This window comes from Bradyrhizobium sp. ARR65 (assembly GCF_000472385.1).
In the GTDB taxonomy this organism is placed as follows: domain Bacteria; phylum Pseudomonadota; class Alphaproteobacteria; order Rhizobiales; family Xanthobacteraceae; genus Bradyrhizobium.
On sequence record NZ_AWZU01000049.1, the window covers coordinates 1 to 25,394 of the forward strand.

Below are 25,394 nucleotides of genomic sequence, written 5' to 3' on the forward strand. Positions count from 1 at the left end.
CTCGGCGAGCTTGCGCACCTCGGAGGCCACCACCGCAAAGCCCTTGCCATGCTCGCCGGCGCGCGCGGCCTCGACCGCGGCATTGAGCGCGAGCAGGTCGGTCTGGCGGGCGATCTCCTGCACGATGGTGATCTTCTCCGCGATCGTCTGCATCGCCTGCACCGCGCGGCCCACNGCGGCGCCGCTCGCCTCGGCATCCTTGGCNGANTGCGCGGCGATCTTNTCGGTCTGGCTGGCGTTCTCGGCNTTCTGCTTCACGTTGGCGGCCATCTCCTCCATCGAGGAGGAGGCCTCTTCCGCCGAGGAGGCCTGCTCGGTCGCGCCCTGCGAGAGCTGCTCGGCGCTGGCCGAGAGCTCCTGGCTGCCGGCCGAGACGTTCTGCGCCGCGGTCAGGGCTTCGGCCACGATCTGCCGGAGCTTCTCGACCATCATATTCAGCGATTTGACGAGATCGCCGATCTCGTCGTTGCTGGATACGTTGATGGTCTGATTGAGATCGCCGCCCGCAACCGCTCCGGCCAAGCCAACGGCCCGGCTCAGGGCGCGGCTGATATTGAGCGAGATCCAGACGGCGGCAGCGATAGCAATGGCGATCGAGACGAGCGCGAGCGTCATCAGCAGGAACTGAGCGCGGCTACCTTCTTCCCTGGCCGTCGCAGCCTGCTCCGCCATGGCTTTGCTGGTGTAGGTGATATAGGCTTCGGCGGCATCCACCGTGTCGTTGACGACCTTCCGGCCCTCACGCGCCGATCGCTCGGCAGCCGCTGCCTTGTCGGTCTTCGCGAGCTTGAGGGTTTCGTCCTGGAATGCATTCAGCTTGACATAGTTGGCCGCGAAAGCGTCGAGCAGCTTCCTGCCGCCTTCGCTTGCGATCGCATAGACCCCGTCCTTGGTCTTCATCACCGCTTCGCGGATCGGGCCAATATCGGCGACGAACTGATCGGCCTCGGCGCCGGACGTCAGAAGGGCGTTTTTCTCGGCGCGGACCTGCCGGAGCACTTGCACCTCGATCTGGCCTGCCTTTTCCATCCGCCCGGCGCGCAGCACGATGCTTTCCGCCGTGGCAGCCATATCGGTCAGCCTCATGTATGAGAGGCCGCTCGCCACGGCGGACAACACGATGATGACGCCGAACGCGCTGGCGAGCTTCGCCTTGACTGTGAATCTCATTTCAGCCCCCTCCCGTCTCAGCCCCGAGACGTCCCTCAATTCAGAATGCGTTCCATGTTGGGAACGATGACGAACTCTTCGCGCCATTTGGTGATGAAGCGAATGAATTCGGGTTTCCAATGCATGCCGACGCGCGGCGTCTGCTGCACGTTGGTCCGCGAGATCTCCGTCACCTCGTACACCTTGTCGGCGGTCAGCCCGACCAGGACAGGCTCGTTGTCGATAGCGAGTTCAATGACGACGATGCGGGTCTCGGCGGTATCCTCGGTCATCGGCATGCCGAAGCGGATGCGCAGGTCGGCTAGAGGAATGACGTTGCCGCGCACATTGATGACGCAGGGTACGAACGCCTTGGCCCCCGCGACCCTGGTGGCGGGGATCGGATCGATGATTTCGCGCACCATCCCGGCATCAAGCGCGAATTTTTCGTCGCCAACGCCAATCATGACGACCTGGATCGAACCGTCCTGGTTGACCGCGGCCTCTTGCACCTCAGGAGCGGACATTTAGGCAGCCTCGTTCATCTGTTGTTTTTCCGACTGCGCCTGCGCGAGCGAGACGAGCTGCGCCACGTCCAGGATCAGCGCCGCGGTGCCGTCGCCGAGGATGGTCGCGCCCGAGAAGATCGTGACGTCGGAATGCAGTTTCGACAGCGACTTGATGACCGTCTGGTGATTGCCGATGATCTGGTCGGCGACCAGGCCGACGCGGGTCTCGCCGGTGGAGATGATGATGGTCTTTTGATGCAGCTCGGGCTCGCCTTCCGCAGGGAGGATCTCGCGCAGGCGCAGGAACGGCACGAGATTGCCGCGCACATTGAGGAAGTTGCGCCCGCGCGAGCGCTGGTCCTCGGCCATCAGCTCGACGCATTCCTCGACCGCCGACAGCGGGATGATGTAGCGGCCCTCGCCGACGCGGATCAAAAGACCTTCGATGATCGCGAGCGTCAGCGGCAGCCGCAGCGTCACACTGGTGCCTTGTCCGGGCTTGGTCGACAGATCGATCGAGCCGCGCATGTTCTCGATGGTACGCTTGACCACGTCCATGCCGACGCCGCGGCCGGACAGCGCCGAGACGGTTTGCGCCGTTGAAAAGCCGGGATGGAACAGGAACTGGTGGATCTCGTGATCCGACAGCGCCGCACCCGGCGCGATCAGGCCCTGCTCTTCGGCCTTGGCGCGGATGCGCGCGGTGTTGAGACCGCCGCCATTGTCGCGCACCGTGACCAGAACCTGCGCGCCCGAGTGAACCGCGTGCAGTTCGATGCGGCCCTGCTCGGTCTTGCCCGCGACGGCGCGCGCAGCCGTATCCTCGATGCCGTGATCGATGGCGTTGCGGATCAGGTGGACCAGCGGATCGGCCAGGCATTCGATCATCGTCTTGTCGAGCTCGGTGTCCTCGCCCGAAGTGACGAATTCCACCGGCTTCTTGAGATCGCGCGAGAGATCATGGACCAGACGACGGAAGCGTCCGAACAGCGAGCCGATCGGCACCATGCGCGCACCCATGGTGGTGTCGCGCAGACTGGCCGCGAGCCGCTCGATTTCTTCGGCGATCATCTTGATCGAGAGATCGGAGCCGGCCGCCGCCAACTGGCTCAGGCGCGCCTGCGCAATAACCAGCTCGCCGACCCGGTCCATCAATTCGTCGAGCCGCTCGGCCTGCACGCGCACGGTGGCGATGCCGCGTTCTTCGCTGCGCTTGACCTCGTCACGCCGGGTCTCGGCCCGGGCGGCCGGCTGCGGCGCCGCTTCCTTGGCGACCGGCTCGGCCTTCGGTACGGCCGCGGGCTCGACGGTCGGCTCGGCTTCTGGCATGGGCTCGGCGACCGTTGGCGCGGGCGTCGCGTCGGCCGAGGCCGGCTGCATCGCAGTCTGCGGTACCGGCTCCGGCGCAGGCTGCTGTGCCGGCAGCTCGGCCTGCGTCAGCGGCGTGAGCGTGAGCTTCATCTCGTCGGCGACGAACATGAAGACGTCATCGATCGCGCTCTTCTCGCAATCGGCGTGCAGCGTGACGTCCCACTTCAGGTAGCAGTATTCGGGCTCGAGCTCGTCGAGCAGCGGTACGTCGTCGGTGACGGGAACGACGAAACAGGGTCCGAGCTTGCAGAGGTCCTCGAGCAGATCGAGCGGATTGGAACCGTTGCAAAGAATGTGGGAGTCGAACTCCAGATGCAGACGCCAGCCTGCAGACCGCTTCTCGCCCGCGGCCGCCACCTCCGCGGTAGCGGGCGTCGCCACTTCGGACCGCGGGGCGGTCGGAGCGACGAGCTGCTTCAGATCGTCCAGAATGGCTTCGCCAATGATGGCGTCCGTCGTCTCCGGCGCCTCGATCAGTGCGCGGATATAGTCCTTGGCGGCCAGCGCCACCGCGATCAGTTCCTGGGTCGGCTTGATCTCGCCTTTGCGAACCAGCTCGAACGCCGTTTCGAATTCATGGGTGAAGGCGGCGACCTTGTCGAAACCGAACATCGCGCCGGATCCCTTGATGGTGTGCAGCGCGCGAAAAGCCGAATCGACCAGCTCCCGATCGTCCGGTCGCTGGCAAAGATCCAGCAGGGCCCCTTCCAGGGTCTCGAAAAGCTCGCTTGCTTCCTGACGAAAGACCTCTGTCGGGTCCAGCGCGCTCATGACCGCACCAGCTTGGCGACGACCGCGAGCAACTGCTCAGGCTTGAAGGGCTTTGTGATCCATCCGGTCGCCCCGGCGCTCTTGGCTTCCTGCTTGACCGCGTCGTTGGATTCCGTGGTCAGAAAGACGATCGGCATCCCGGTCAGCGCGGGCAGCTTCCGCAACGCGCGGATGAGCTCCAGGCCGTTCATCGTCGGCATGTTGAGATCAGTGATGACGAGGTCCGGTCGCTTCGCCTGGCACTGGGCGAGGCCTTGGGCGCCGTCACCGGCTTCGAGCACGCTGTGACCAGCAGGCTCGAGGACGACCTTGATCATCTGGCGGATACTGGGGGAATCATCGACCGTCAGAACGGTAGCCATCAGACGCCATCTTTCTTTTCGTTGAAGGGATGGTTCGCAATCGCCTCGCTGGAGAAACCGGCGCGGCGAAGCGTGTTGCGGAAGTTTTGCGAGAACGAGGTGAGCACCACCGGGCGCCCCTGCGCCTGGCCGGTCTTGGTCGTGGACAGCAATAGCTGGATCGACGTCACATCGGCCTTGGCGACGTTGGAGCAATCGATCTCGAGCGGGTCTTGCCGGTTGAAGGCCTCGCGGATCAGGTCGTAGACGTTACGGATTGCCGCGATGCTGCAGTCTGCCGGAAGCCGGAGTGACCACTTCGACTCGGTGGCATTAGGCGTCATTGCGTCCCCCGTCCCGAATTCGCCATCCGTCCGGCGCGAATTCATTCCCACGGGACTTTCACAATGGCTGATGAGCAAACTCCTAACTATAGAGCCCGTGTAAATACGGGGTTAAAATAACTTTAGGTTGCACAGCCCACATCACTGGGAGCTCTCATCCGCGCGAGTAAATCAATCTTCGCGCGCAACACGTGCGAGCTTGCCGAAAACGGATGCATCTTCCTGCCAGACGGCCGCGATTGTATGCGCGGTATCGAGTTCGACGGTCGAGGAATCCGAATTTAAGTTCGATCGTCACTTCGCCGGCGCAAGAAAATTCGGCCTCCAGCAGCGATTAATAACTTATAAAAACACGTTGAGGTTGCTGCCACGACGGACAAATTGGCAAAGCCAGCCGTCATGAACTTGTCGCAACTTCTGATAGCCGCGACCGCCGCGCGGCCGATCCCGACCGAAGCCGCGACAGCAACGGCAGTTCTCAGCTCGACAAACGGAGAGTTAGCCAAACCTTCACACCTATCACGCTAGTGTGACGCAGGGGAGCGATGCGGATTCGCATCGCTCGAAGGGGGAAAACGCCGTGCAGAAATTCTTCCGCAGCATCAGCAGCCGGATTCTGCTCATACCCATCCTCGCGCTGCTGGCATTGATCGTGACAGGCCTGGTCTCGATCCGCGCCATCTCCAATGTCACGCTGGAGGAACATCAGGCGCGGGCTCGTGCGGTGACGGATGCGGCAACGAAGATCGTTGAAGCCTTCGAAGCCAAAGCGGCGCGCGGCGAGATGCCGGACGACGCTGCCAAGGCGGCCGCCAAGGACGTGCTCCGCGCCATTCGCTACGACGGCAATGAATATGTGATGGCGCGCCGCCTCGATGGCGTCATCGAAGTCAACGGACTGTTCAAGGACAGGGAAGGCGCCCCATCGCTCGAATCCAAGGATGCCAACGGCTCTTATTTTGCGCGCGACATGATCAAGGCGGCCGAGGCCGGCGGCGGCTTCACCTATTATCTCTGGCCGAAAATGCCGAACACGCCGCCCGTGCGCAAGGCCAGCTATGCAAAGCTCAGCGGCCGCTGGAAGTGGGTGGTGGGGACAGGCGTCTATCTGGACGACGTCGAAGCGGCCACCTGGGCCAGCGCGATCAACGCGGCATGGATGATCGGCGCCGTGGCTCTGCTGACTTTCGCCGTGGCTTACTTGCTCGGCCGCCGCATCACCGGACCGATCCTCCGCCTGACCGAGGCCACTCATCGCCTGGCCGAAGGTGATGCGGCTACCGCCGTGCCCGAAGTGGAGAGGCGGGACGAGATTGGAACGATGGCACAGGCCATTGCAATTCTGAAGGAACGATCGGCCGAGGCGACGCGTCTGGCCGCCGACCAGGCTCGGCTGAAGGCCGAAGCCGCGCTGGAGCAGCAAGCGGCGATGCACAAGCTCGCCGACGGGTTCGAGGCGTCCGTGAAAGGCGTGGTCGAAACCATCGCAGATTCAGCGAGCGAGATGAAGGCGTCCGCCAACGCGATGACCCGCGCGGCGACGACCGCCAGCGGCGAGACGACCGCGGCGGCTTCCGCTGCCGGTCAGACCAGCACCAATGTCGGCACCGTGGCTACGGCAACGGAAGAGCTATCGTCCTCAATCCAGGAGATTTCCCGCCAGATCACCCATTCCTCGCAAATCGCCTCGAGCGCAGTTTCGGAGGCCGATCGTGCCAAGGCGACCATGGCGCGCCTCGAAAATTCCGCCCAGCGCGTCGGCGATATCGTGGCGCTGATCAGCGGCATTGCCGAGCAGACCAATCTCCTGGCGCTGAACGCGACGATCGAAGCCGCGCGCGCCGGCGAGGCCGGCAAGGGCTTTGCCGTCGTCGCCTCGGAGGTGAAATCGCTCGCGACCCAGACCGCGAAGGCGACAGAGGAAATCCAGGCCACGGTCGCCGAGATTCAGTCCATGACCGGAAGCGCAGTCGAAGTCATCCAGGGCATCGGCGGCGTCGTGGCGCAGATCAATGAGATCACGTCGGCGATTGCCGCCGCCGTCGAGGAGCAGGGCGCCGCGACGAGCGATATCGCAGCCAATATCCAGCAAGCCGCCGCCGGCGCGCGACAGGTCTCGGAAAGCGTCTCCGCAGCACAGGGCGCGGCGAGGCAGACCGGCAACATCGCAAATGATGTGCTGGGCGCAGCCGACAGGTTCTCCGGTGAAGCCGAGCGCCTGCGACGCGAAGTCGCCGGCTTTCTCGCGCAGGTTCGTGCGGCCTGAGCCGAGGCGGCACGCCGATTGCAAAACATTATAAGCTGCACGCATCGATTGATGGACGGCGGAGGCTGCCGCCCGGGATCGGGCGTTCGCATGCGGCATTCGGATAGGCCGCATTTAGTTTTGCGTTAAGTTTCTCCGGGATACCATTCCAAATTGCTAAAATGCAATTGACCCGCGCGACCCAAGAAACCGGCCGATGCTGACCCAGGCGCTCCTTGTTGATGACAGCCGCTCCGTGCTCGACTTTTTGAAACGGCACATCGAAGCGGACGGCATGGTACAGGCAACTGCTTTCCTCGATCCCTTGCAGGCGATTGCCGCAGCCCGCTCGCGCGATTTCGACATCGTTCTGGTCGACTACGAGATGCCGAAGATGGACGGCATCGCCTTCATCCGCGCGCTTCGCAGCCTGCCGAGATGTGCCGAGATTCCCGTCGTGATGATCACCTCGATCGAGGACGATGAGGTGCGGATGCAGGCGCTGCAGGCCGGCGCCACCGATTTCCTGCCCAAGCGCCCGCAAAGCCTGGAGATGAGGGTGCGCCTTCGCAACCTGGTCCGGCTCGGCCTTGCAGTCAGAAAGCTCAATGATCGCACGGTCCACCTTGCCAGCGAGGTGGCGGCGGCCACGCAGAAGCTTCAGGAGCGCGAGGAGGAAATCATCCTGCGCCTGGCGCTCGCGGTCGAATATCGGGACAACGACACCGGCGAACATACGCTGCGGGTCGCCAAATACAGCCGCCTCATCGCCGAGGAGCTCGGCCTTTCGGAGCGGCTGTGCCGCGACATCTATCTCGCCGCGCCTCTGCATGATATCGGCAAGGTCGCGATCCCCGACAACATCCTGCTCAAGCCTGGCCGGCTGAACGAGGAAGAGATGGCGATCATCCGAACGCATGCCGCGATCGGCGGACGCATCCTGGCGGACAGCCACTGCGAATTGATTCAGCTCGGTGCGGCGATCGCCGTCGGTCATCACGAAAGATGGGACGGGACCGGCTATCCCCGCGGCCTGAAGGGGCCGGAGATTCCGATCGCAGCCCGCGTGGTCGCGGTGGCCGACGTGTTCGATGCGCTGACCACCAAGCGGCCCTACAAGGAGGCGATGCCGCTGACGGACGCGCGCGACTATCTTCTGAAGCGAAGCGGGCAGGAATTCGACCCGGCCTGCGTCGACGCGTTCTTGTCGCGCTGGGACGACGTGCTGGCCATCGCGCGGGCCCACACCGCGCCGCTTCCGACACTTAAGGACGCGGGCGCCCTCGCCCCGCAATGAACGAAGGGAGTAGCGGGAATTCGCGGCCGTGCGGCTATTTTGTGTGCGATCGCCCTCCGGCCAATTCGAAATAGCCTTCCCGCCATACGCAACGTTTCGGCCTTCTCTACGTTGAACTCGCCACACAGAGGCGCATTCCCAAAGCTTCCGCGCGATGGTATGCCGGCCTCATTGCGGCGGGACGGAGAGCTTCGGTTCCCGCAAGAAGCGGCAACCCGACAGGCGCGATGACGGCAGAGGGATGATCGACAGGGTTCTTCTCGCTGACATTGGCGGCACCAATGCGCGCTTTGCGCTGATGGACCGCGGCAAAATTGGGCCGATCCAACACATGCGGGTCGCCGATTTCCCGCGCGCGAACGACGCGATCGCGGCCTTTGTGGCGCGTCACGCCGCGGAACCGCCCACGGCCGCCGTGCTGGGCGTCGCGGGCCCGGTGGAGAACAATCGCTGCCTCATCACCAACAGCGGATGGCTGCTCGACGGCGCCGAACTCACAAAGCTGTTCGGTTTTGAGAGCGTCCATCTGCTCAACGATTTCGAAGCGCTGGGCTGGTCGCTGCCGGGATTGCAGCCGGCCGATCTCTTTCCGCTCGGGACGCAGCCTCCGATGCCGGGCGCGCCGATGCTGGTGCTCGGGCCCGGCACCGGCTTTGGTGCCGCCGGATTCCTGATGCAGGGCGCGCAGCCCCTGGTGGTCGTCACCGAAGCCGGGCATGCGACCTTGCCCGCAACGTCCGAGCGCGAAGAGCAGGTCATCGCGCAATTGCGCAGGCAGTTCGGACATGTGTCGATCGAACGGGTGCTGTCGGGTTCCGGCCTTGAAAACCTCTATCACGCGCTGGCAACGATCGAGGGCATCGCAGCGGCAGAGCGCGATGCCGCCGAGATCACCCAGGCCGCGCTTGACGGCAGTTGCGCCATCAGCGCCGCGGCGCTCGATATGTTTTGCGCCTTTCTCGGCGGTGTCGCCGGCAATCTCGCCCTGACTTTTTGCGCGCGCGGCGGCGTCTATATCGCCGGCGGCATCGTGCCTCGCTTCGCGGATCGTATGGCGGAAACGAAATTTCGCGAGCAGTTCGAGAACAAGGGACGCTACGACGCCTATCTGCGCGCCATCCCGACCAACGTCATCATCACCCCCGACACCAGCTTCATCGGGCTCAAGATCTTCTTCGAACAGAGCGCGGCGGCAAGCGTATCTGCCGTGCAAAGCCGATAACGGCCCTCGTCGGGATCACCCGCAAATCCAGTGGTCGACCTTTTCAAGATTGGTTGAGCAGATTGTCCCGGTTGCCAAGCTGCGGGCCATCTCACAACGACGCGAGCGACATCGACGTGGCGCGGCTCATCAACCCGCCCTCGCGCCAGAAAGCGGCTTCTCGATGAGGGCCAGTTTCGTTTCGGCGAATTTTGCCGGCAGTCCACGTTCCCCGGTAAACTCCTTGTAGGCTTGCATGGCTCCGTCGTACGCTTCTCCGACGCCATCCACCCACATATGTCTGGGCTTTGACCAGCAATCGTCGACAACGATGATCCCGTCCGGGCTAAGCCGCGGATAGATCCTTTCCAGGCCAACCCTGACCGGTTGGTAGAGGTCCACATCGAGCAGACAGAACGAAATACGGTCTGGCAGGAGAGAATCCTCCACCGTCGAGATGTCGGCCTCCAGGACCTTGATGTCCGTAATGTGCCGTCTAGCAAGCGACTCCTTGAACCATGCGGCACTGTTGTTCTTGAATTCCCATTCGTAGTCCTGGACTTTGCCGCGCTGCTCCTTCTCGACGTGAATGTCTTGGGGTGTGAAGCCGCAAAACGTATCGATACAAACGTATTCTTTGTGAATGCCGGAATCCGCAAGGTATTCATAAAGAAACGTGGTGGTCAGGCCATGTGCACACCCGATCTCGACAATTGAACCGTCTACGTCGGCGGTGCGGTCCAGGCAGTGCGCGAGGAAGCACAATTGTCGCGGGAAATACTGAAATTGATAGCGGGGATACCAAAGCTTACGAAAATAGCCCCTCAACATGAGTTGACGGTACCCTTTCGCCGCAATTGCATGCGCAATTTTCCTGATCACGTTTCACTCCCGAAATTCTATGTTCACTTATTTGCTCAGGCCGGAAGACGAGCAGGGACCTTTTGGGTTGTCTTCCTCAGAGAAGCCTTCGTAGCGCCAAGGCAGGCCAGGATATAACGGCCGGACGTTACACGCGCAGATTGCACTATCCAACCGCACCAATCGTCGAGAATCAAGTCTGTGCGTGCTCGCAAAATCGTGAGCTATTCCTCGGCGATTGCAATGTGCGTCGACGGGGATCAATGCCGGCCTGCTGACGGAACTGCTCGGCCGATCACGCTTTTGACGGTTCTAGCGCCACCAGAACCGGTGACAATCTTGCCCCAGCGGATGTTCCATATGGGCGGGATCTTTTGTTGGCCCGGTTTCCCTAGCCGCTCAGCCGCGCCCGCGCCAGCACGGCGCGAACGGCCGCGACCGGCACCGCGAACCCGAAGCCCGGCGCGTCCGGGCGGCGGCTTCGCGCGACATTGATCCCGACAAGCTCGCCGCGCCCATTGATCAAGGGGCCGCCCGAATTGCCACGCTCGATCAAGGCATCGGTCACGATCAGGTCGGCGTTTTCGATGCCCGGACATGAGCGATGCAGCGCGCTGATAATGCCGAAAGTCGTGCTTTGCCCACGCCCCAGCGGATGGCCGACGGCAAACACAACGTCGCCGATCTGCAAACCGTCCGCGTGTCCAAGCGCAAGCGCGTTGAGTCTCCCCGGCGCAATCTTGAGAATGGCGAGGTCGTCGCCTTGAGAGGCAGCAATAACGGCCGCGCCGAGGCGGCGGCCGTCGGAAACGGCGACCGTCACGGCTTCGGCATCTTCGACCACGTGCTGGCTGGTCACGATCAGGCCGAGGTCGGCGTCCACGATGACGCCCGAGCCGATCACGTTAACATCCTGTGGCAGCGGCGCGTCTGGAAATCCTGCGGCGGGATCGACCGACAGATGATCATTGGGCGGGCGCTTGGTGCTCGTGACCGCAACGACCGACGGCAAGATGCTGTTGACCAGCGGCGCAAGCGAGGACTGCGGAAACTCGGCATGGCTTGGCTGCCTATGCTCGCTATAGGTCGGCGCTGCCATCAGGACCAAAAGCAGAGCCGTGCAGGCGCCGATACGCCTGCCCGAATGAAAGATCATCAAAGCCATCTCGCATTACGCTCGCGCAGATCTGGAGAGGCTATGCGAAGGCGGCAAGTGCGCGTTGAGGCATGTCAACCTTGCCCAGCGCGCAATCCATGCGCAACAATCCGGTTAAGGAGGTTCCGATCCAACCATTCCTCGCGGCGGCGCTTGATTCATATCAACGCCAAGTGCCGGACGGCTGGGATGATCGGCCCGCTTCCGGCGGAGGAACAGCATGATCAAGGATATCCTGGTACAAATCCCGACGGAGCGGGCGGCGCGGCCCGTCGTCGATGCATCGGTCTCGCTGGCCGTGGCCTTCGGCGCCCATCTCGATGCGCTGGCGGCCGGTTATGTATCGGCGAGCACCGCCTATGTGATGGATGGAAGTGCGGGCGCCGCCGTTGCCGCCGTGTTCGAAATGGAGAAGGAGAGAGCCGCCCAGCATGCCGCCGCGGCGCTCGACGTGTTCGAGGCCGAGGCCCGAAGCGCCAAGATCTCCTACGAACGACATGCGATTGAGGAGGCACCGGCGGATGCGGCGAGCTCGATCGCCGCATCCGCACGAGTTTATGACTTGACCGTCGTGCCGCAGCCCGAGACGGGAGTTGACAGCTTCGACAACACCATTCCAACCGAAGTGCTGATTCAGGCCGGCGGGCCCGTGCTGTTCGTGCCCCACATCTTTCGCGGGCCCTTCACGGCCAAGCGTATCGGCATTTGCTGGGACGGAAGCCGGCAGGCGGCCCGTGCGCTGAGGGATGCAAAGCCCCTCCTCGAGAAAGCGGATGCGCTGGTGGCGATTGCGATCAATGAGGAGAGCGCACCGACGGAAGCATCGGCCGCAAACCTCGCCAAGCACCTCGCGCGCGCCGGACTGCCGATCAGGATCATCGAACTTGCGGCGGCGCGCGCCGATATTCAACCCACCATCCTATCGTTGGCGGCGGACGAAGATCTCGACATGCTGGTGATGGGAGGCTACGGCCATTCGCGCGTGCGGGAAGGCGTCCTGGGCGGCGTCACGCGGGCGATGCTGCGGGCCATGACCGTGCCGACGCTGATGTCGCATTGAGCCCGTTGAACCGCGATCGCTTTGGACTAAGACAGGCTCGATCTCCGTCATCCCCACGTAAACGGCTTCGCCGTTTGTCGCTGGAGGCGCTCGCCACCGGGTCCGCGCGAAGCGCGGCCCGATGACAGGCTCCGCGGGCCTCGAAGGAGGACGGGGCAGCTTGAGAGCCGTGTCCAGCTAACAGGCGTCTAAATCTGCGGCTTTGCGCGGCCGCTTTTTTCGGCGGCACGGCGCAAGGCGTCGGCAAGCGCGCCGCCGCCGGACTGCTCCTGCGGTTTGCGGCTCGCCGTGGACCGCATCGAGGAACCGGCGCTGTCGCGCGTCCCCTTGCCGTCCTTCTTCGGACCGACCTCGTCATCGAGCCGCAGTGTCAGCGAGATGCGCTTGCGGGCAACCTCGACGTCCAGCACCTTCACCTTGACGATGTCGCCGGGCTTCACCACCTCGCGCGGGTCCTTGATGAAATTCCTGGACATCGCCGAGACGTGGACCAGCCCGTCCTGATGCACACCGATGTCGACGAAGGCGCCGAAGGCGGCGACGTTCGTCACGGTGCCCTCCAGGATCATGCCGCGCTTGAGATCCTTGATCTCCTCGACACCCTCCTTGAACACGGCGGCCTTGAAGGCCGGGCGCGGGTCGCGGCCGGGCTTTTCCAGTTCGCGCAGGATGTCGGTGACCGTCGGCAGGCCGAACGTCTCGTCGACGAAGGCCTGCGGCTTGAGCTGACGTACGATCTCGCCATTGCCGATCAGCGCCTTGATGTCGCTCTTGGTAGCGGCCAGGATCCGCCGCACCACGGGATAGGCTTCGGGATGCACGCCGGAGGCGTCGAGCGGATCCTCGCCGTCATTGATGCGCAGGAAGCCCGCGCATTGCTCGAAGGCCTTCGGTCCGAGCCGCGGCACCTCCTTCAGCGCCTTGCGTGACTTGAACGGGCCGTTCTCGTCGCGATGCTGCACGATGCTTTGCGCCAGCGATGGGCCGATGCCCGACACCCGCGACAGCAGCGGGACGGAGGCGGTGTTAACGTCGACGCCGACCGCGTTCACGCAGTCCTCGACCACCGCATCCAGCGAGCGCGCTAACTTAGCCTCACCGAGGTCATGTTGATATTGCCCGACGCCGATCGCCTTGGGGTCGATCTTCACGAGCTCGGCCAGCGGATCCTGCAACCGCCGCGCGATCGAGACCGCGCCGCGCATGGTCACGTCGAGATCAGGCAATTCTCCCGAGGCAAAGGCCGAGGCCGAGTAGACGGAGGCGCCGGCTTCCGAGACGACGATCTTGGTCATCTTCAGATCGGGCAGCCGCTTCACCAGTTCGGTGGCTAGTTTGTCGGTTTCCCGCGAGGCGGTGCCGTTGCCGATGGCGATGAGGTCGACGCGGTGCGCGATCGCGAGCTTGCCGAGGATGGCCAGCGCCTCGTCCCATTGCCGCTGCGGCTCATGCGGATAGACAGCGGTGGTCGCCAGCACCTTGCCAGTCGCATCCACGACGGCGACCTTGACGCCGGTGCGGTAACCCGGATCGAGCCCCATGGTGACGCGCGCTCCCGCAGGCGCGGCGAGCAGCAGGTCGCGCAAGTTGGAGGCGAACACGCGTACCGCCTCTGTTTCGGCCGCATTCCACAGCCGCATGCGCAGATCGATGTTGAGATGGAGCTGGATCTTGGTGCGCCAGGCCCAGCGCACGGTCTCCAGGAGCCAGCGGTCGCCCGGCCGACCCTGATCCGAGATGCCGAAGCGCTGCATGATTTTCAGCTCATAGGTGCCGGGCACGCCGGCCGCCGGCGCTTGCGGTTCGGGATCGATCTGCAGGTCGAGAATTTCCTCTTTCTCGCCGCGGAACATCGCGAGAATCCGGTGCGAGGGAAGCTTCTGCAGCGGCTCGCTCCAATCGAAATAGTCCTTGAACTTCTCGCCTTCGGTCTTTTTGCCCTTGCGCACGGTCGAGACCATCCGCCCTTGCGCCCACATCTCCTCACGGAGCGCGCCGATCAGATCGGCATCTTCATCAAAGCGCTCGACCAGGATGGCACGCGCACCGTCGAGCGCGGCGGCGACATCGGCGACGCCTTTCTCCGCATCGACAAAATCCTTTGCCACCTGCCTGGGATCGTTTTGCGGCTCCTTCAGCAGCAGTTCCGATAAGGGCTCGAGACCCGCCTCCTTGGCGATCTCGGCTTTGGTGCGGCGCTTCGGCTTATAGGGGAGATAGATATCTTCCAATCGCGCCTTGCTGTCGGCCGCCATGATCGTGGCCTCGAGCGCGGCATCGAGCTTGCCCTGCTCGCGGATCGACTCGAGGATCGCCTTGCGACGCTCTTCCAGCTCGCGCAAGTAAGTGAGCCGCTCCTCCAGTGTGCGCAATTGCGTGTCGTCCAGCGCGCCGGTCAGTTCCTTGCGATAGCGGGCAATGAAGGGGACCGTGGCGCCGCCATCGAGCAGCGTCACCGCCGCCTCGACCTGCTGCTCCCGAACACCAAGCTCTTGCGCAATCTTCTGATTGATCTTTGCCACGCAAACTCCCTCCGGCGCGAAGCAGCCAGCCCTGCCGGCTGCGAGGACGCCGCTTATGGACCAACTCCGATTGATTCCTCAAGCGGGTGCGCGCGACGCAAAAGGCACACTCGAAAGCGTTGGGGATATTGTTGGCCGGCCGGTGGGCCCGCTTCCGCTGCAAAGGGAGAAACGCAGCGCCATAGTGATGGCCAGATGATAAGTAGCTGAAATCGCGTGCTTAGTCGGGGAGCACGGCGAGTGGCGATCCCGGCATGACTCGAACATGCGACCTGCGGTTTAGGAAACCGCCGCTCTATCCAGCTGAGCTACGGGACCGCGCGCGCCGCCGCGCTGCAATGTCCATAGCAGAGCGCGAGGCGGATCGGAAGCCTCCCGGAGGTAGGTCCTTGCCGTTGTTTTCCTGCGGTGGGATACCGGGAACGCGCGACCCAACCGGCAGGCGAGCATACGCCAGCCGCGCGTCCCGGTCAGGCGCGTCCCAGACGCTGCACCGAAAGCGCAAGCGGCCGCTAGTTACTTCTGATCGACAACGTGCCTCAGGACGAGATCGGATAGCTGCGTCACAAGCGCCCGCAGCCGGGCATTTTCCTCGAGCAGGGCAATCACATCATTATCCAAATCACTATCCGACTTGTCCTCATCGCATTGCAGCCGCGACGGCAGAACCCGATCCTTGGTCGACGGCGAATAAACGTTTCCCATGACTGACATCCCCTGGCCAACTGAACTCCGCCGAGTCAGGTCTGTTACGGATGGTCGGGAACGTGGGCTGAGTCGGCGTCGAAATTTGGACCGTTCCAAGGGGAAATTAGAGCGGCTATGCAGCGAACACTTGGCGCAATCAATTTGCCGCGGAAATCAGCGCTATCGCGGGATGCGCCAGTTCACATAGGTTAATCTGACAACCATCCTGCCATAGGAAGCGGCAGGGTATCTGGCGCAATCCTAAGAGGACGGAATGCCGTGCCGATACTCTTTCGGCACGGCATTCCGATACGGGCCGGCACCGTGCCGCCCTCAATCGATTGCTCAATTCCTGGCGTCTGCGATTCGCGCCGTCCGCGCGCTCATCACTTAGCCGCAGCGCGTATTTGCCGACAGAATGTCGTGGAGCACCTGCTTCTGCATCGACGGGAAGGTGGTCACCGAAATATGTCCAAGCTCCGGGTTGCTTTTCATGTCCACATTCTTGAGCGAGCCGTGAAAATGATCGCCCGGCTGCACAGTCGTGCCGACCCCGTCGGAAACATAGAAGTTCTCGAGGCTATGCACATTGGCGGGGACGGCGCCCTTGATCACGGGATCGAGCGTCACGATCAGTGCGACATGCATGCCGGCCTTGTTGAGACGATCGGCCATCATCAACGCGCCGGTCGCGCCGAAGGAATGGCCGACCAGCACGATCGTGCCGACCCGGCCGCTTCTGCAGTCCTCGATGGCCTCGTTGGCAAGCGACAGCGCAAAGATGTGATTGGCGACCTCGGTCTCGATATTCCTTTCCTTGAGCTCTTGCGCGAGCTGGTCGATCCCGGGCGACAGCACGTTGGTGAAGCCGCGCAGCAGGAAGACCTTTTCACGTGGCGGGCCGGCCGAGTGAGGCTGCGATTGCGACAGGCCGGCGCGCGCCGACAGGCAGGCCAACAGTGCGACAAAGAGGAAAGCAGCAACACGCGCCATCGCAGACATCCCAGATTCCGTTCCTGCTGCGATCTTATTGCAATCGAACGGAGGCCGGAAGTGATCGCTTGGCAACAGCGCCCTGACGAATCGCAATGTGCGTTGCCGTCAGATGACCGCGAGCTTCACGTCGTATTCGACGGCGCCCTTACGGAGATGGGCGCTGATAGAGATTATAGAGCACAGCGACGCCAAAAATGTGAGCCAGCGCGCTGCGTCGGATCGAGCCGCTATCAATCCTGCGACGATGGCGCGGATGGCGTAAGCTGGGCCGGCAGCATCAAAAGCTGCGGTTGCCGCATTTCGGCAAGCCGCGCCCGACAATATTCCCGGTAGATAAGGTTGAGCAAAGCCGACATGGCTGAACTCCTTCTTGTTTTTGATTGCCGCCGGACGAGACCGGCGGGAGATGGACGTACTCGACCGGATATACGCAATCCGGCCGCCTGACGTTACAGCGCAGGTAGGATTCAAGAGGCGGCTGCTGTCCGCCTGTGAGCTACGGACTAAATAGGCGCTGCCCGCGCGAAATAAATGAGTGACGGGCGAAAAGACTATTTCGTGTGGACAAACAATCACCCGCAAATCGCGGCGGCGTGATCACCACTGAACGGCGCGGCCGGTCAGGTCGAACACCGGGGCGAGCCCGCAAGCCGAACGTCAGCATCCTGTCGCCGTCATGGCCAACATCCGCGACGTCCGATGGCGACTTGGTGTGCCGCCGCCGCGCGCCGCCATCGCCACCGTATAGATGGGTGCATCCGCAATCACCTTCATCGGCCGCCGATTGGGTGCTGCTCGGCTCGCCCCAGCGTCAGCGCCAGCGCGACGACCCTCAACGGCTTCATGGTACAGCGTCCGAAGTGGCTTGTGCCGGCGTCAGAACCGGTTCCGGCGTCCGGCCCGGACGATCGCGGCGCTTCCCGCCACAATCAAGCCCCGTTTCGGAGATGAACGCTTTTTAATTCGAACCGGTTCGGCCGAGCCGGCCGCGATAAGTTGTTGACGCTTGGCGCCGCGGGCCGCGCCGGCTCTCTTGACCGGCGGGCGGCGCAATGTCATCGCAAGGTCAGCAAGCGGCGTTTAATCCCCTCGTCTGACCGGCCGCGCAAGCAAGCGCGTTCTCGTTATCTTCCATCCCCAGGGAATAGATCAAGGGACATAGATGATCATCAGGTCGCTCGTTTTCGGCATGCTCGCCAGCGCGGTGGCGGTTGCGGCCGCGCACGCGCAGGACAATCGCAACCTGCTGGAGTCCAAGGAATCGCTCTACAACAATATTTATGTGTACGAACAGCCGCCTTACGTCAGCATGACGTTCGGCCACAACCGGCGCATCTACACCGAAAGCGTCTACAACACCCACGACGACAAGGACCTGCCGGTCGACTACACGCGCTACATGACCGCGAGCCTGATGTACGCCAAGGACGTGCATTCGATCCTGGAAATCGGCTTCGGCGGCGGCCGCACCGCCTGGTATCTGCACCGCTTCCTGCCCAATGTCCCGATCACCTCGGTCGAGCTCGATCCGACGGTGGTGCAGCTCGCGAAGAAATATTTCGGCATCAAGGACGAGCCGAACTTCCAGGTCGTCAACCGCGACGGCCGGCTGTTCCTGCAGGAATCCAAGGACAAATACGACGTCATCCTGATCGACGCCTATCGCGGTCCGTTCGTGCCGTTTCACCTCCTGACCAAGGAGTTTTATCAGATCGTCAAGGACCATCTCGCCGAGGGCGGCGTGGTCGCGCAAAACGTCGAGCCTTCGACCATGCTATTCGATTCCGCGGTGAAGACGATCAATGCGGTGTTCCCGCAGCTTGATTTCTACCGGGCCGACGGCAACATCGTCACGGTTGCCTATGACGGCGCCGAGCGGAGGGGTGAGGATCTCGCGGCGTTCGCCCACGACCGCGACAAGGCTTACGGCCTGCGCTACAGCCTTGCGGACATGCTCAACGAGCGGCGGCGTATCGATATCGCAAGCGGCAAGGTCATCGACGCCAATGCCAAGGTCCTCACGGACGATTTCGCGCCGGTCGAAGCCTTGAAGAGCATCGAGCGCCACAACAGGAAGCTGCCTTGAAGCCATTGTCTGCAACGCTGTCGTTTTCCATCTACGCCTGCTCCTTTCTGGTCGGCGGCGTCTTGATGGGATTTGAGATGCTGGGCAGCCGCTATCTGTTTCCCTATTTCGGCGGCGGCATCGGCACGTGGGCGAGCCTGATCTCGACGGTGTTGTGCGCGCTCGCGATCGGCTATTTCGCCGGCAGCGCGATCGTGGCGCGCCATCCGACGCAGCGCTCGATTGCGCTCGCGATCCTGATCGCGGCCGCCTATCTCGCCTGCGTGCCGGCCACCGCCGATCCGGTGATGGAGACGATTTTGAACTCGCTTGGGGACGGCGCCTCGGCGACGCTGTTGGCGTCGACCGCCCTGCTCCTGGTGCCGTTGACGTTGCTCGGCACCTTTTCGCCGATCGCAGTCAGCCTCCTGACGCGCTCGGCCGATGAGGCCGGACGTGTGGCGGGACTGGTCTACGGCGTCTCCACCATCGGCAATGTCGTCGGCACGCTGCTCACGACATTCCTGCTGATCCCGACCGTCGGCTCGCGCGCTATCACCTATTACTTTGCCGTGGTGCTCGCGGTCTGTGCCGGTGCCCTGCTTCTCAATCCCGTCAAGCGGTCCGTGTGAGGTTTGGCATAATATGCGGCAGACAAGCTCATCTCGGTCGCAAAGAGTGATCGCGGCGCTTGCGACCGCCGCCACGCTCGTGCTCTCGGCGGCCGCGGGCGCACAGGACAAAGGCGACGCAAAAATCGAATTGTGGGACGGCCAGCGCGCGCTCGCGCATATTGCCGATCTGTTGCGCTTCACCCCGCGCGCGATCGATACACCGGGCCATCAGCAGGCGATCGACTACATCAAGACCGAGATGGCCAAAACCAGCGCGGATGCGGTCACCACCCAGCGCTGGGACTACAAGGATGAGGCCGGCAAATCGCATGCGATGACCAACATCATCGCCCGCTTTCAACCGGCCAATCCGCGCCGCATGATCGTTGCGACCCATTATGACAGCATCGTGCACGCCTATCGCGACGCCCAAAATCCCAAGGCGCGGATGCCCGGCGCCAACAACTCGGCTTCCGGCGTCGCCGTGCTGCTCGAGACCGCGCGCGTGCTGTCGCTCCTGCCAAAGCCCGCCGTCGGGATCGACATGATCTTCTTCGACGGCGAGGAAGGGCCGAAGGCGCTCGGGGCCGGCGATCCCGACTGGCACCCGATCGGCTCGCCTTATTTTACCGCGCATCTGCACGACTACTATCCGACCGCCAAGCCGGAAAAGGCCGTGGTATTCGACATGGTCTGCGACCGGGATCTCGAGCTGAAGCCCGAACCTTCCTCGCTGGCCTCCGCCATGCCAGAGGTGAAGAAGTTCTGGAGCGCAGGACTTGCGATCGCGCCCAAGGCGTTTTCGACGAAGACAACGAGCTATCCGATCAGCGACGATCACACCGCACTCGCGGCCGCCGGCATTCCGAGCTTTCTCGTGATCGATTTCGAGTACGAGCCCTATTTCAACACCACGCAGGATACGATCGACAAATGCTCGGCCGGCAGTCTCGAGGCAGTCGGGCGGACGTTGCTGCAGTATCTGTATTTGCCGTAACTGCGCCCTCTCCCGCGCCCGGGACGATGGAGAACCCAGCGGGGGACCTTGATCTCTCCGGCGGTTACGCAAAAAGGGACATGCAAGGCGGAGGCGTTTGCCGCGCCGCACGCAAAGCAATTTGCTGGGAGGAGAGGATGAGCAAGACATTTACGACGCCGACGCCGTGTAACGCCGGCGGGATCAACGCAAGCAGTGATGCCGGGCTGTCGCGACGAACCCTGCTCGCAGCGCTGGCGGCGGCTCCCGTCGCCGCGGCGGAGATGCAGCCGGCCGTCGCCGCCGAAGCGGGTCCGGCCGATGCCGTGCAAGCGGCGCAGACCGCGCTGAAGAACGCAAGCGGCACCAAGCTCGTGATCCTCGGCACCACCGGGGGACCGGCGCCGATGCTGCCGGGCCGCACCCGCCACATGACCTCGCATGTCATGCTCAGCAACGGCGCGGCCTATGTGCTCGACTGCGGGCTGGGTGTGACCAATCAGTATGCTCGCACCGGGATTCCCTTCAGCGCGCTCAAATCGATTTTTCTCACCCATCATCATCCCGACCACAATGTCGAATACGGCCCGCTGCTGATCGTCGGCTGGGTGCAGGGCATGCCGCTCACCGTCCGCGTCTTCGGGCCGCCGCCGCTGAAACAGATGACCGAGGATTTCCTGCGCGCCTACAAGCAGACGGTCGAGTTCTGGTCGGAAGACTTCCACCTTGCGCCGCTCACCTCGCTCGAGGTGCAGGAGATCTCGAGCGTCGGCCCGGTGATGCAGGACGACAACGTCAAGGTCTCCGCCACCATCGTCAACCATCCGCCGGTGACGCCGGCGCTCGGCTATCGATTCGATTTCAGGGATCGCTCGATCGCCTTCTCCGGCGATACCACGGCGGTCGAGGCCATGGCGCAGATCGCGAAGGGCGCCGATGTCCTGGTGCACGAGGCGCTCTATTTGCCGGCGCTCGACGCCTATTTGCGCGATCGCATCGCCAAGGGCTTTCCGGTCAAATACGACGCGTTCATGGCGCATATGAAGGCCGATCATGCACCCGTCGAGGATGTCGGCCGCATCGCCCAGGAAGCCGGCGTCAAGACGCTGGTGCTCTCGCATCTGACGCCGGGCCTCGACAGCATCAAGGAAGAGGATTGGCGCGACGGCGCGGCCAAGAATTTCAAGGGCGAGATTATCGTGGCGAGAGACCTGATGGTGATCTAGCAGAGCCAGGCGAAGGCTAACGCAGGATGGTCCTGCACTGAGGCAAATGTCAGTGTTCCCCCTTGAGGAGGCGCGTTAGCGCCTGTCTCAAAGGGCGACGGTCCGGCGCTCGCAGCGAGGCCGTTCATCGCTGTCGCGAGACTCGAACAATGACGGGGCAGGACGGTCGTTTGCTTCAGCCAAGCGACGGCACTCTAAGCGAGCCCCGCCCGCTCCCGCAGCATCGCATCGAAGGCGTGCTTGATGGCGCGGACGGCTGGGTCCTTGTAGGGGAAGTCCGGATTGTCGTTGTGCACCAGCATCGAGGCATTGACCTCGAACACGACAAGGTTGCCGTCGCGGTCGAGGCCGCAATCGATGCCGAAATAATCCAGCCCGATCCGCTCGCGGATCGTACGCAGCGCCTGGAAATTTGCTTCCGTGAAGACGGTGCCGGGCTCGGCGAGAAACGCCGCCTCCTCCTGCTGCATCCAGGGGCGATCGCCCATATCGGTATTATCGTGATGCAGCTTCCAATCGCTTCCGATCGCGAGATGATAGGGCAGGATCTCGTTGCCAGCGAACAGAAAGCGGTATTTCCGGAAATATCCGTCGCCCGAGGCGTAATCGATATATTCGATCAGGTAGCGGTCGCCATCGCGATGTTGCGTCAGAAAGGCCGCGAGCTCATCGAGGCTCGCGGCCTTTTCGAAGTCATCGCCGCCATGCGTGCCGGCCGGCCGCGCCAGCACGGGACATGCGAACGGCAGTGCTTGCGCCAGCGCCTCCGGCGAGACATCGGCGCCGGCATCGAGGCGCAGGATCTGCGGAATTCGGCAGCCGGCAATACCGGGCAGCAGCTCCGCGACGGCATCCCGCGTGGTGCGCTGTATTCTTGCGGGATCATTGATGACGGGCTTGTCGAGCTTTGCGACCAATGCTGCGGCCAAGGACAAGGTCGCGCCGGCCTGGTCCGGGTCCGAAATCAGGTTGACCACAAGCTGGACATCGCCGAGCGAAGCGACATCCACCGTGCCCTCCTCGAACACCGCCAGCGTATCCGCATCATAGGCCGCGTCCGAAAACAGATAGTTGGATGGCGTATTGCCGCCGAAGGGCGCGTAGAGGGCGAGCAGGCGAAAATCCGCAGGCGATTTCGCCGCGCGGCGCCGGATCAGCGGCTGGATCTGCGCGGCTTGCGCGTAGGCGAGCCGGGCGGCGTCGGCCTCGCCCATGTCCTGCCTGATCCCGCCGATCCAATAGAGGCTTTCGGCATCACGCGGATTGACGTCGACCGCCGCCTGGAAATGCGACAACGCTTCCTTCGTCTCGTTCAGCGCGAAGCAGGCTTTGCCGAGCTGGTGGCGAAGCTGCGCGTCCTGCGGCCGCTCCGCCGCAAGTTCGGACAACAGGGCCTTGGCCACGAGATGTTGCCCGGTCGCCATCAAGGCCTGGACGAGATTGGTGCGCGAGGGCCAATGCCCAGGGTTCAGCTTCAGTGCTTCGATATAGAGCGCGATCGCAGCCTGCGCGTTGCCGGTCTCGAACTGCGCATTGCCGAGATTGCACCAGCAAGCGGTGAGCGTCGGCTTCAGCCGCAGCGCACTCTTGTACTGCTCGGTTGCGGACAAGAACTGCCGGCCGACCATATAGGCGTTGCCGAGCCTGGCGTAGAGCTCGGCCAGGATGTCAACGGCGATCTGATCGAGGCCGATTGTTTCGGCGTGATCGAGCCCGCTTCTATAAGCAGCGATCGCCTGGCCGATCTGGCCCGTAGCGTAATGCTGTTGTCCGATCAGGATCTGGCGGTTGATGTGTGACGCAACCTCTTCGACAGAGGAAGGGGCGACGGGTAGCGCACTAAGATTCACAGGGAAGGCTCTCGGCAGGAAATGGTTAACCATGCCCACGGTTTGGTAAACAAACCGTTCCGCCGGAGATCGCCGGCCGCGCCACAGCCGCTGCCGTCGCGCCTTCGCGGGCGCCCTCGATTGTGGCAACGCGACCAGGAAACGCGCGAATCGGCGCGAACGGGACGCGATCGGGGCCTGCGAGGCCCCATGAAAATCGTTAAGGAACTCTTTCGCCCTCCGGCCCACGCCGGGAAAAAGTCAAGCCGTAGATCGAGTTAGCCGCAGACAGCACGAGTCGGACACTGTCGCGCCAATTTCATGACCGACTGCCACAAAATGGCGACAATCGGAAAACCAATTGTTACCTGTAAAGTTTGGGGACCAGCGCCAGTGTTCGGATCGCGTCAAGCTGCACTGATGGCAGCAGCGATGGCCGTCGTGTTTGTGCTGCAGCCGTCGCGCGCGGTTGCGGGCTGGTGGAACCGCGCGCCGGCCGATTTCGAGGAATGCGCCGAGCTCGCCGGCAAGGCCGCAACCCAGCAAGAGCGGACGTCCGCGCTCGCCGATTGCAATGCCAAGTTCGCCGGCCGACGCAAGCCCGGCGGCGGCTATACTTATTATGATTTCCTGCAGGACCGCAGCTTCGATATCGCCGGTCCCAATCCGACGCCGGAAGAGCAGAGATATATCGACCAGCAATATGCGCTCTATCTCGAGCGGCAGCGGCGCAGCAACATCGTGGCCGCTTTCGCCGCCAAGCAGCAGGAACAGGAGCAAGAGCCGCAGCCGGTGTCGCTGCGAACGCCAACGGAACGCGTGCCGCTTCCGCAGGCGCGGCCGAGCAAGCTGATCGCCAATCAGGCCGCAAATAATTCGCGCACGCGCGATTGCGTGAAACCGTCGTTGTCCTGCGAATGGCCGCGCCTGTCGGAAACGATCAACGACCTGAAGAAAAGGCTGTTCGGCGCAACGACGCCGACCAAGGGCAAGAAGAGCTGACGGCGTCTGGGCGCCGGTCCGCGCTTGCGGACCGAGAGGGACACGTGAACCGAAAGCATCGCTCTGTACTGAGGCGGGCTCCCAACCATCGCCGCGATCCTGAGGTGCCGTCGCCAACGGGTCCGCGCAAAGCTCGGCCCGATGAAAGGCTCCGCGGCGGCCTCAAAGGATGACGGCGATGGTTGGGAGTCCTTTGACTTGAGCAATCTCCCTTAATGCCCGTGCGTCCGCTTCACATGATGGCGTTGCAGCGGGGCCGGCGGATTGGCCGGGACCGATGACGGGCCGGCCGTAAAGGTCGTCGATGTCGCCCTTCTCTGCTCCTGCAACCGCGCGTCGTAACCGGGCGACGGCGTCACCGTGGGCGGCGCAGCATGCGCGGCGACGGTGAAGCTTGCGGTCGTGAGAGCCAGGATGGCTGCAGCCATGGATCGGCGCATCGTCTTCCCCCCTTGATCTCGGCGGTCACGCCGCCACTCCTTCGACATCCAAGCGCAGCCGTTTCAACGCCGCAAGTCCTTGCCTTGTAACCGTCATCAGGCACCGCTATGGTTCCGCTCACAGTGGGGCAGCCTGGCGGTAGGAGCGAACGATGGGTTTACTCGACGTCCTCAACGGCATGCAGCACGGTCCCCGCGGCCCTTCAGGGCCGAGCGAGCAGCAGAGCAGCGGCGGAATGTCGCCGCTTACCATGGCTATCTTGGGCTTGCTGGCCTGGAAGGCCCTCAAGCATTTCACCGGCAATCAACAGAGCGCGCCAAGCACGGCGCCGACGCCTGCACCTGCGCCACCTCCCTCAAGCACACCCGGCGGGGGTGGCCTCGGCGACATCTTGAGGGGCCCCTTGGGCGGCGCGCTCGCTGGGGGTGCCGCAGGCAGCGTGCTTTCGGGTGGACTGTCCGACCTGCTCAGGCAGTTGCAGCAGGCCGGTCATGGCGAGACGGCCAATTCCTGGGTCAGCCCGGGGCCGAACAAGCAGATCGCGCCGGGCGATCTCGCCAATGCCCTTGGCGCCGACCAGATCGATCAGCTTTCGGCACAGAGCGGCTTGTCGCGCGACGATTTGCTCAATGGCCTCAGTCAATATCTGCCGCGCGTGGTCGATCATCTGACGCCGGAGGGACGGCTCCCGACCGAGGATGAGATGTCGGAACGCATCTGATCGCCGCGGC

Annotated in this window: 23 protein-coding genes, 1 tRNA gene and 1 pseudogene; 11 read left to right on the top strand and 14 right to left on the bottom strand. The window is 63.2% G+C overall.

Annotated features, from left to right (window positions below; translation table 11 throughout):
• The 5 genes from F758_RS0134740 to F758_RS0134760 all read right to left on the bottom strand — a co-directional run.
• Positions 1-1,170 (bottom strand): methyl-accepting chemotaxis protein (locus F758_RS0134740; RefSeq protein WP_024512182.1); only part of this gene is annotated, 1,170 nt, incomplete at its 3' end.
• Positions 1,171-1,205: 35 nt separating this feature from the next.
• Positions 1,206-1,676: a chemotaxis protein CheW gene (locus tag F758_RS0134745; protein WP_024512183.1), complete on the bottom strand. Its 471-nt coding sequence runs from the start codon at positions 1,674-1,676 to the stop codon at positions 1,206-1,208.
• Positions 1,677-3,800, bottom strand: coding sequence for a chemotaxis protein CheA (locus tag F758_RS0134750; RefSeq protein ID WP_024512184.1), 2,124 nt, complete (start codon positions 3,798-3,800; stop codon positions 1,677-1,679). It abuts the gene before it with no gap.
• Positions 3,797-4,162, bottom strand: a complete 366-nt coding sequence (locus F758_RS0134755) for a response regulator (RefSeq protein WP_024512185.1) — start codon at positions 4,160-4,162, stop codon at positions 3,797-3,799. Before F758_RS0134755 ends, F758_RS0134750 begins: the two co-directional genes overlap by 4 nt.
• The gene (locus F758_RS0134760) at positions 4,162-4,485 is read right to left on the bottom strand and encodes an STAS domain-containing protein (protein ID WP_024512186.1); all 324 of its coding nucleotides are present in this window, start codon (positions 4,483-4,485) and stop codon (positions 4,162-4,164) included. The genes F758_RS0134755 and F758_RS0134760 overlap by 1 nt, the downstream gene beginning before the upstream one ends.
• A gap of 580 nt (positions 4,486-5,065) precedes the next feature.
• On the opposite strand from F758_RS0134760, the gene F758_RS0134765 reads away from it, so the two are divergent.
• From F758_RS0134765 to glk, 4 genes and pseudogenes are all read left to right on the top strand, one after another.
• Entirely contained in the window at positions 5,066-6,751 is a 1,686-nt protein-coding gene (locus tag F758_RS0134765) for a methyl-accepting chemotaxis protein (RefSeq protein WP_035724156.1), read from the top strand.
• Positions 6,752-6,947: 196 nt separating this feature from the next.
• Entirely contained in the window at positions 6,948-8,027 is a 1,080-nt protein-coding gene (locus F758_RS0134770) for an HD-GYP domain-containing protein (RefSeq protein ID WP_024512188.1), read from the top strand.
• 95 nt (positions 8,028-8,122) lie between these two features.
• Positions 8,123-8,272, top strand: a pseudogene (locus tag F758_RS50155) (beta-glucosidase); the annotation flags it as partial.
• Complete coding sequence (gene glk / locus F758_RS0134775) at positions 8,269-9,249, top strand: glucokinase (RefSeq protein ID WP_024512189.1); 981 nt, start codon at positions 8,269-8,271, stop codon at positions 9,247-9,249. The pseudogene F758_RS50155 and the gene glk, both read left to right, overlap by 4 nt.
• Positions 9,250-9,378: 129 nt before the next feature.
• On the opposite strand, the gene F758_RS0134780 is transcribed toward glk, so the two are convergent.
• Together F758_RS0134780 and F758_RS45210 are read right to left on the bottom strand one after the other, a co-directional pair.
• The gene (locus F758_RS0134780; RefSeq protein ID WP_157450302.1) at positions 9,379-10,110 is read right to left on the bottom strand and encodes a class I SAM-dependent methyltransferase; all 732 of its coding nucleotides are present in this window, start codon (positions 10,108-10,110) and stop codon (positions 9,379-9,381) included.
• Between the two features lie 370 nt (positions 10,111-10,480).
• Positions 10,481-11,245, bottom strand: a complete 765-nt coding sequence (locus F758_RS45210) for a trypsin-like peptidase domain-containing protein (RefSeq protein ID WP_198026637.1) — start codon at positions 11,243-11,245, stop codon at positions 10,481-10,483.
• Positions 11,246-11,465: 220 nt separating this feature from the next.
• Between F758_RS45210 and F758_RS0134790 the strand changes: the two genes are divergently transcribed.
• Positions 11,466-12,305 (top strand): universal stress protein, encoded by an 840-nt coding sequence (locus tag F758_RS0134790; RefSeq protein ID WP_024512191.1) that lies wholly within the window; start codon positions 11,466-11,468, stop codon positions 12,303-12,305.
• 188 nt (positions 12,306-12,493) lie between these two features.
• Here F758_RS0134790 and F758_RS0134795 read toward each other — a convergent pair whose 3' ends face one another.
• From F758_RS0134795 to F758_RS52870, 5 genes are all read right to left on the bottom strand, one after another.
• A complete protein-coding gene (locus tag F758_RS0134795) occupies positions 12,494-14,827 on the bottom strand; it encodes a Tex family protein (RefSeq protein ID WP_024512192.1) in 2,334 nt (777 codons plus the stop codon).
• A 241-nt stretch (positions 14,828-15,068) separates the two neighbouring features.
• Positions 15,069-15,145: transfer RNA gene (locus F758_RS0134800), tRNA-Arg, on the bottom strand.
• A 198-nt stretch (positions 15,146-15,343) separates the two neighbouring features.
• Positions 15,344-15,532 carry a hypothetical protein gene (locus F758_RS0134805; RefSeq protein ID WP_024512193.1) on the bottom strand — a complete coding sequence of 63 codons (189 nt, stop codon included), beginning with the start codon at positions 15,530-15,532 and terminating at the stop codon, positions 15,344-15,346.
• A gap of 372 nt (positions 15,533-15,904) precedes the next feature.
• Entirely contained in the window at positions 15,905-16,507 is a 603-nt protein-coding gene (locus tag F758_RS45215) for a thioesterase domain-containing protein (protein ID WP_157450303.1), read from the bottom strand.
• A 233-nt stretch (positions 16,508-16,740) separates the two neighbouring features.
• A complete protein-coding gene (locus tag F758_RS52870) occupies positions 16,741-16,866 on the bottom strand; it encodes a hypothetical protein (RefSeq protein WP_283805893.1) in 126 nt (41 codons plus the stop codon).
• Positions 16,867-17,672: 806 nt separating this feature from the next.
• On the opposite strand from F758_RS52870, the gene F758_RS0134820 reads away from it, so the two are divergent.
• The 4 genes from F758_RS0134820 (at position 17,673) to F758_RS0134835 (ending at position 21,391) form a co-directional block, all read left to right on the top strand.
• Positions 17,673-18,596, top strand: coding sequence for a spermidine synthase (locus F758_RS0134820; protein WP_024512195.1), 924 nt, complete (start codon positions 17,673-17,675; stop codon positions 18,594-18,596).
• On the top strand, positions 18,593-19,207 hold the full coding sequence (locus tag F758_RS0134825; protein ID WP_035724145.1) for a fused MFS/spermidine synthase: 615 nt from the start codon (positions 18,593-18,595) through the stop codon (positions 19,205-19,207). Before F758_RS0134820 ends, F758_RS0134825 begins: the two co-directional genes overlap by 4 nt.
• Positions 19,208-19,220: 13 nt before the next feature.
• A complete protein-coding gene (locus tag F758_RS0134830) occupies positions 19,221-20,186 on the top strand; it encodes a M28 family peptidase (protein WP_024512197.1) in 966 nt (321 codons plus the stop codon).
• Between the two features lie 137 nt (positions 20,187-20,323).
• Positions 20,324-21,391 (top strand): MBL fold metallo-hydrolase, encoded by a 1,068-nt coding sequence (locus F758_RS0134835; protein WP_051387126.1) that lies wholly within the window; start codon positions 20,324-20,326, stop codon positions 21,389-21,391.
• 194 nt (positions 21,392-21,585) lie between these two features.
• Here F758_RS0134835 and F758_RS46800 read toward each other — a convergent pair whose 3' ends face one another.
• Complete coding sequence (locus F758_RS46800; RefSeq protein ID WP_024512199.1) at positions 21,586-23,241, bottom strand: tetratricopeptide repeat protein; 1,656 nt, start codon at positions 23,239-23,241, stop codon at positions 21,586-21,588.
• A gap of 411 nt (positions 23,242-23,652) precedes the next feature.
• On the opposite strand from F758_RS46800, the gene F758_RS0134845 reads away from it, so the two are divergent.
• Positions 23,653-24,222, top strand: a complete 570-nt coding sequence (locus F758_RS0134845; protein WP_245286671.1) for a hypothetical protein — start codon at positions 23,653-23,655, stop codon at positions 24,220-24,222.
• A 212-nt stretch (positions 24,223-24,434) separates the two neighbouring features.
• Here the strand turns inward: F758_RS0134845 and F758_RS0134850 are convergent, their stop codons facing one another.
• Complete coding sequence (locus tag F758_RS0134850; protein ID WP_051387128.1) at positions 24,435-24,650, bottom strand: hypothetical protein; 216 nt, start codon at positions 24,648-24,650, stop codon at positions 24,435-24,437.
• A gap of 164 nt (positions 24,651-24,814) precedes the next feature.
• Here F758_RS0134850 and F758_RS0134855 point away from each other — a divergent pair, with 164 nt between their 5' ends.
• A complete protein-coding gene (locus F758_RS0134855; RefSeq protein WP_024512202.1) occupies positions 24,815-25,384 on the top strand; it encodes a YidB family protein in 570 nt (189 codons plus the stop codon).
• Positions 25,385-25,394 lie beyond the last annotated feature (10 nt).

Excerpts from the sequence above, each read along its gene's own strand:
- F758_RS0134750 (WP_024512184.1), bottom strand. The coding sequence starts at position 3,800 with ATGAGCGCGCTGGACCCGACAGAGGTCTTTCGTCAGGAAGCAAGCGAG.
- F758_RS0134755 (WP_024512185.1), bottom strand. The coding sequence starts at position 4,162 with ATGGCTACCGTTCTGACGGTCGATGATTCCCCCAGTATCCGCCAGATG.
- F758_RS0134760 (WP_024512186.1), bottom strand. The coding sequence starts at position 4,485 with ATGACGCCTAATGCCACCGAGTCGAAGTGGTCACTCCGGCTTCCGGCA.
- F758_RS52870 (WP_283805893.1), bottom strand. The coding sequence starts at position 16,866 with ATGTCGGCTTTGCTCAACCTTATCTACCGGGAATATTGTCGGGCGCGG.
- F758_RS0134845 (WP_245286671.1), top strand. The coding sequence starts at position 23,653 with ATGGCCGTCGTGTTTGTGCTGCAGCCGTCGCGCGCGGTTGCGGGCTGG.
- F758_RS0134790 (WP_024512191.1), top strand. The coding sequence starts at position 11,466 with ATGATCAAGGATATCCTGGTACAAATCCCGACGGAGCGGGCGGCGCGG.
- F758_RS0134745 (WP_024512183.1), bottom strand. The coding sequence starts at position 1,676 with ATGTCCGCTCCTGAGGTGCAAGAGGCCGCGGTCAACCAGGACGGTTCG.
- F758_RS0134805 (WP_024512193.1), bottom strand. The coding sequence starts at position 15,532 with ATGGGAAACGTTTATTCGCCGTCGACCAAGGATCGGGTTCTGCCGTCG.
- F758_RS45210 (WP_198026637.1), bottom strand. The coding sequence starts at position 11,245 with ATGATCTTTCATTCGGGCAGGCGTATCGGCGCCTGCACGGCTCTGCTT.
- F758_RS0134770 (WP_024512188.1), top strand. The coding sequence starts at position 6,948 with ATGCTGACCCAGGCGCTCCTTGTTGATGACAGCCGCTCCGTGCTCGAC.
- F758_RS0134830 (WP_024512197.1), top strand. The coding sequence starts at position 19,221 with ATGCGGCAGACAAGCTCATCTCGGTCGCAAAGAGTGATCGCGGCGCTT.
- F758_RS0134855 (WP_024512202.1), top strand. The coding sequence starts at position 24,815 with ATGGGTTTACTCGACGTCCTCAACGGCATGCAGCACGGTCCCCGCGGC.
- F758_RS45215 (WP_157450303.1), bottom strand. The coding sequence starts at position 16,507 with ATGGCGCGTGTTGCTGCTTTCCTCTTTGTCGCACTGTTGGCCTGCCTG.
- F758_RS0134835 (WP_051387126.1), top strand. The coding sequence starts at position 20,324 with ATGAGCAAGACATTTACGACGCCGACGCCGTGTAACGCCGGCGGGATC.
- F758_RS0134850 (WP_051387128.1), bottom strand. The coding sequence starts at position 24,650 with ATGGCTGCAGCCATCCTGGCTCTCACGACCGCAAGCTTCACCGTCGCC.
- F758_RS0134820 (WP_024512195.1), top strand. The coding sequence starts at position 17,673 with ATGATCATCAGGTCGCTCGTTTTCGGCATGCTCGCCAGCGCGGTGGCG.
- glk (WP_024512189.1), top strand. The coding sequence starts at position 8,269 with ATGATCGACAGGGTTCTTCTCGCTGACATTGGCGGCACCAATGCGCGC.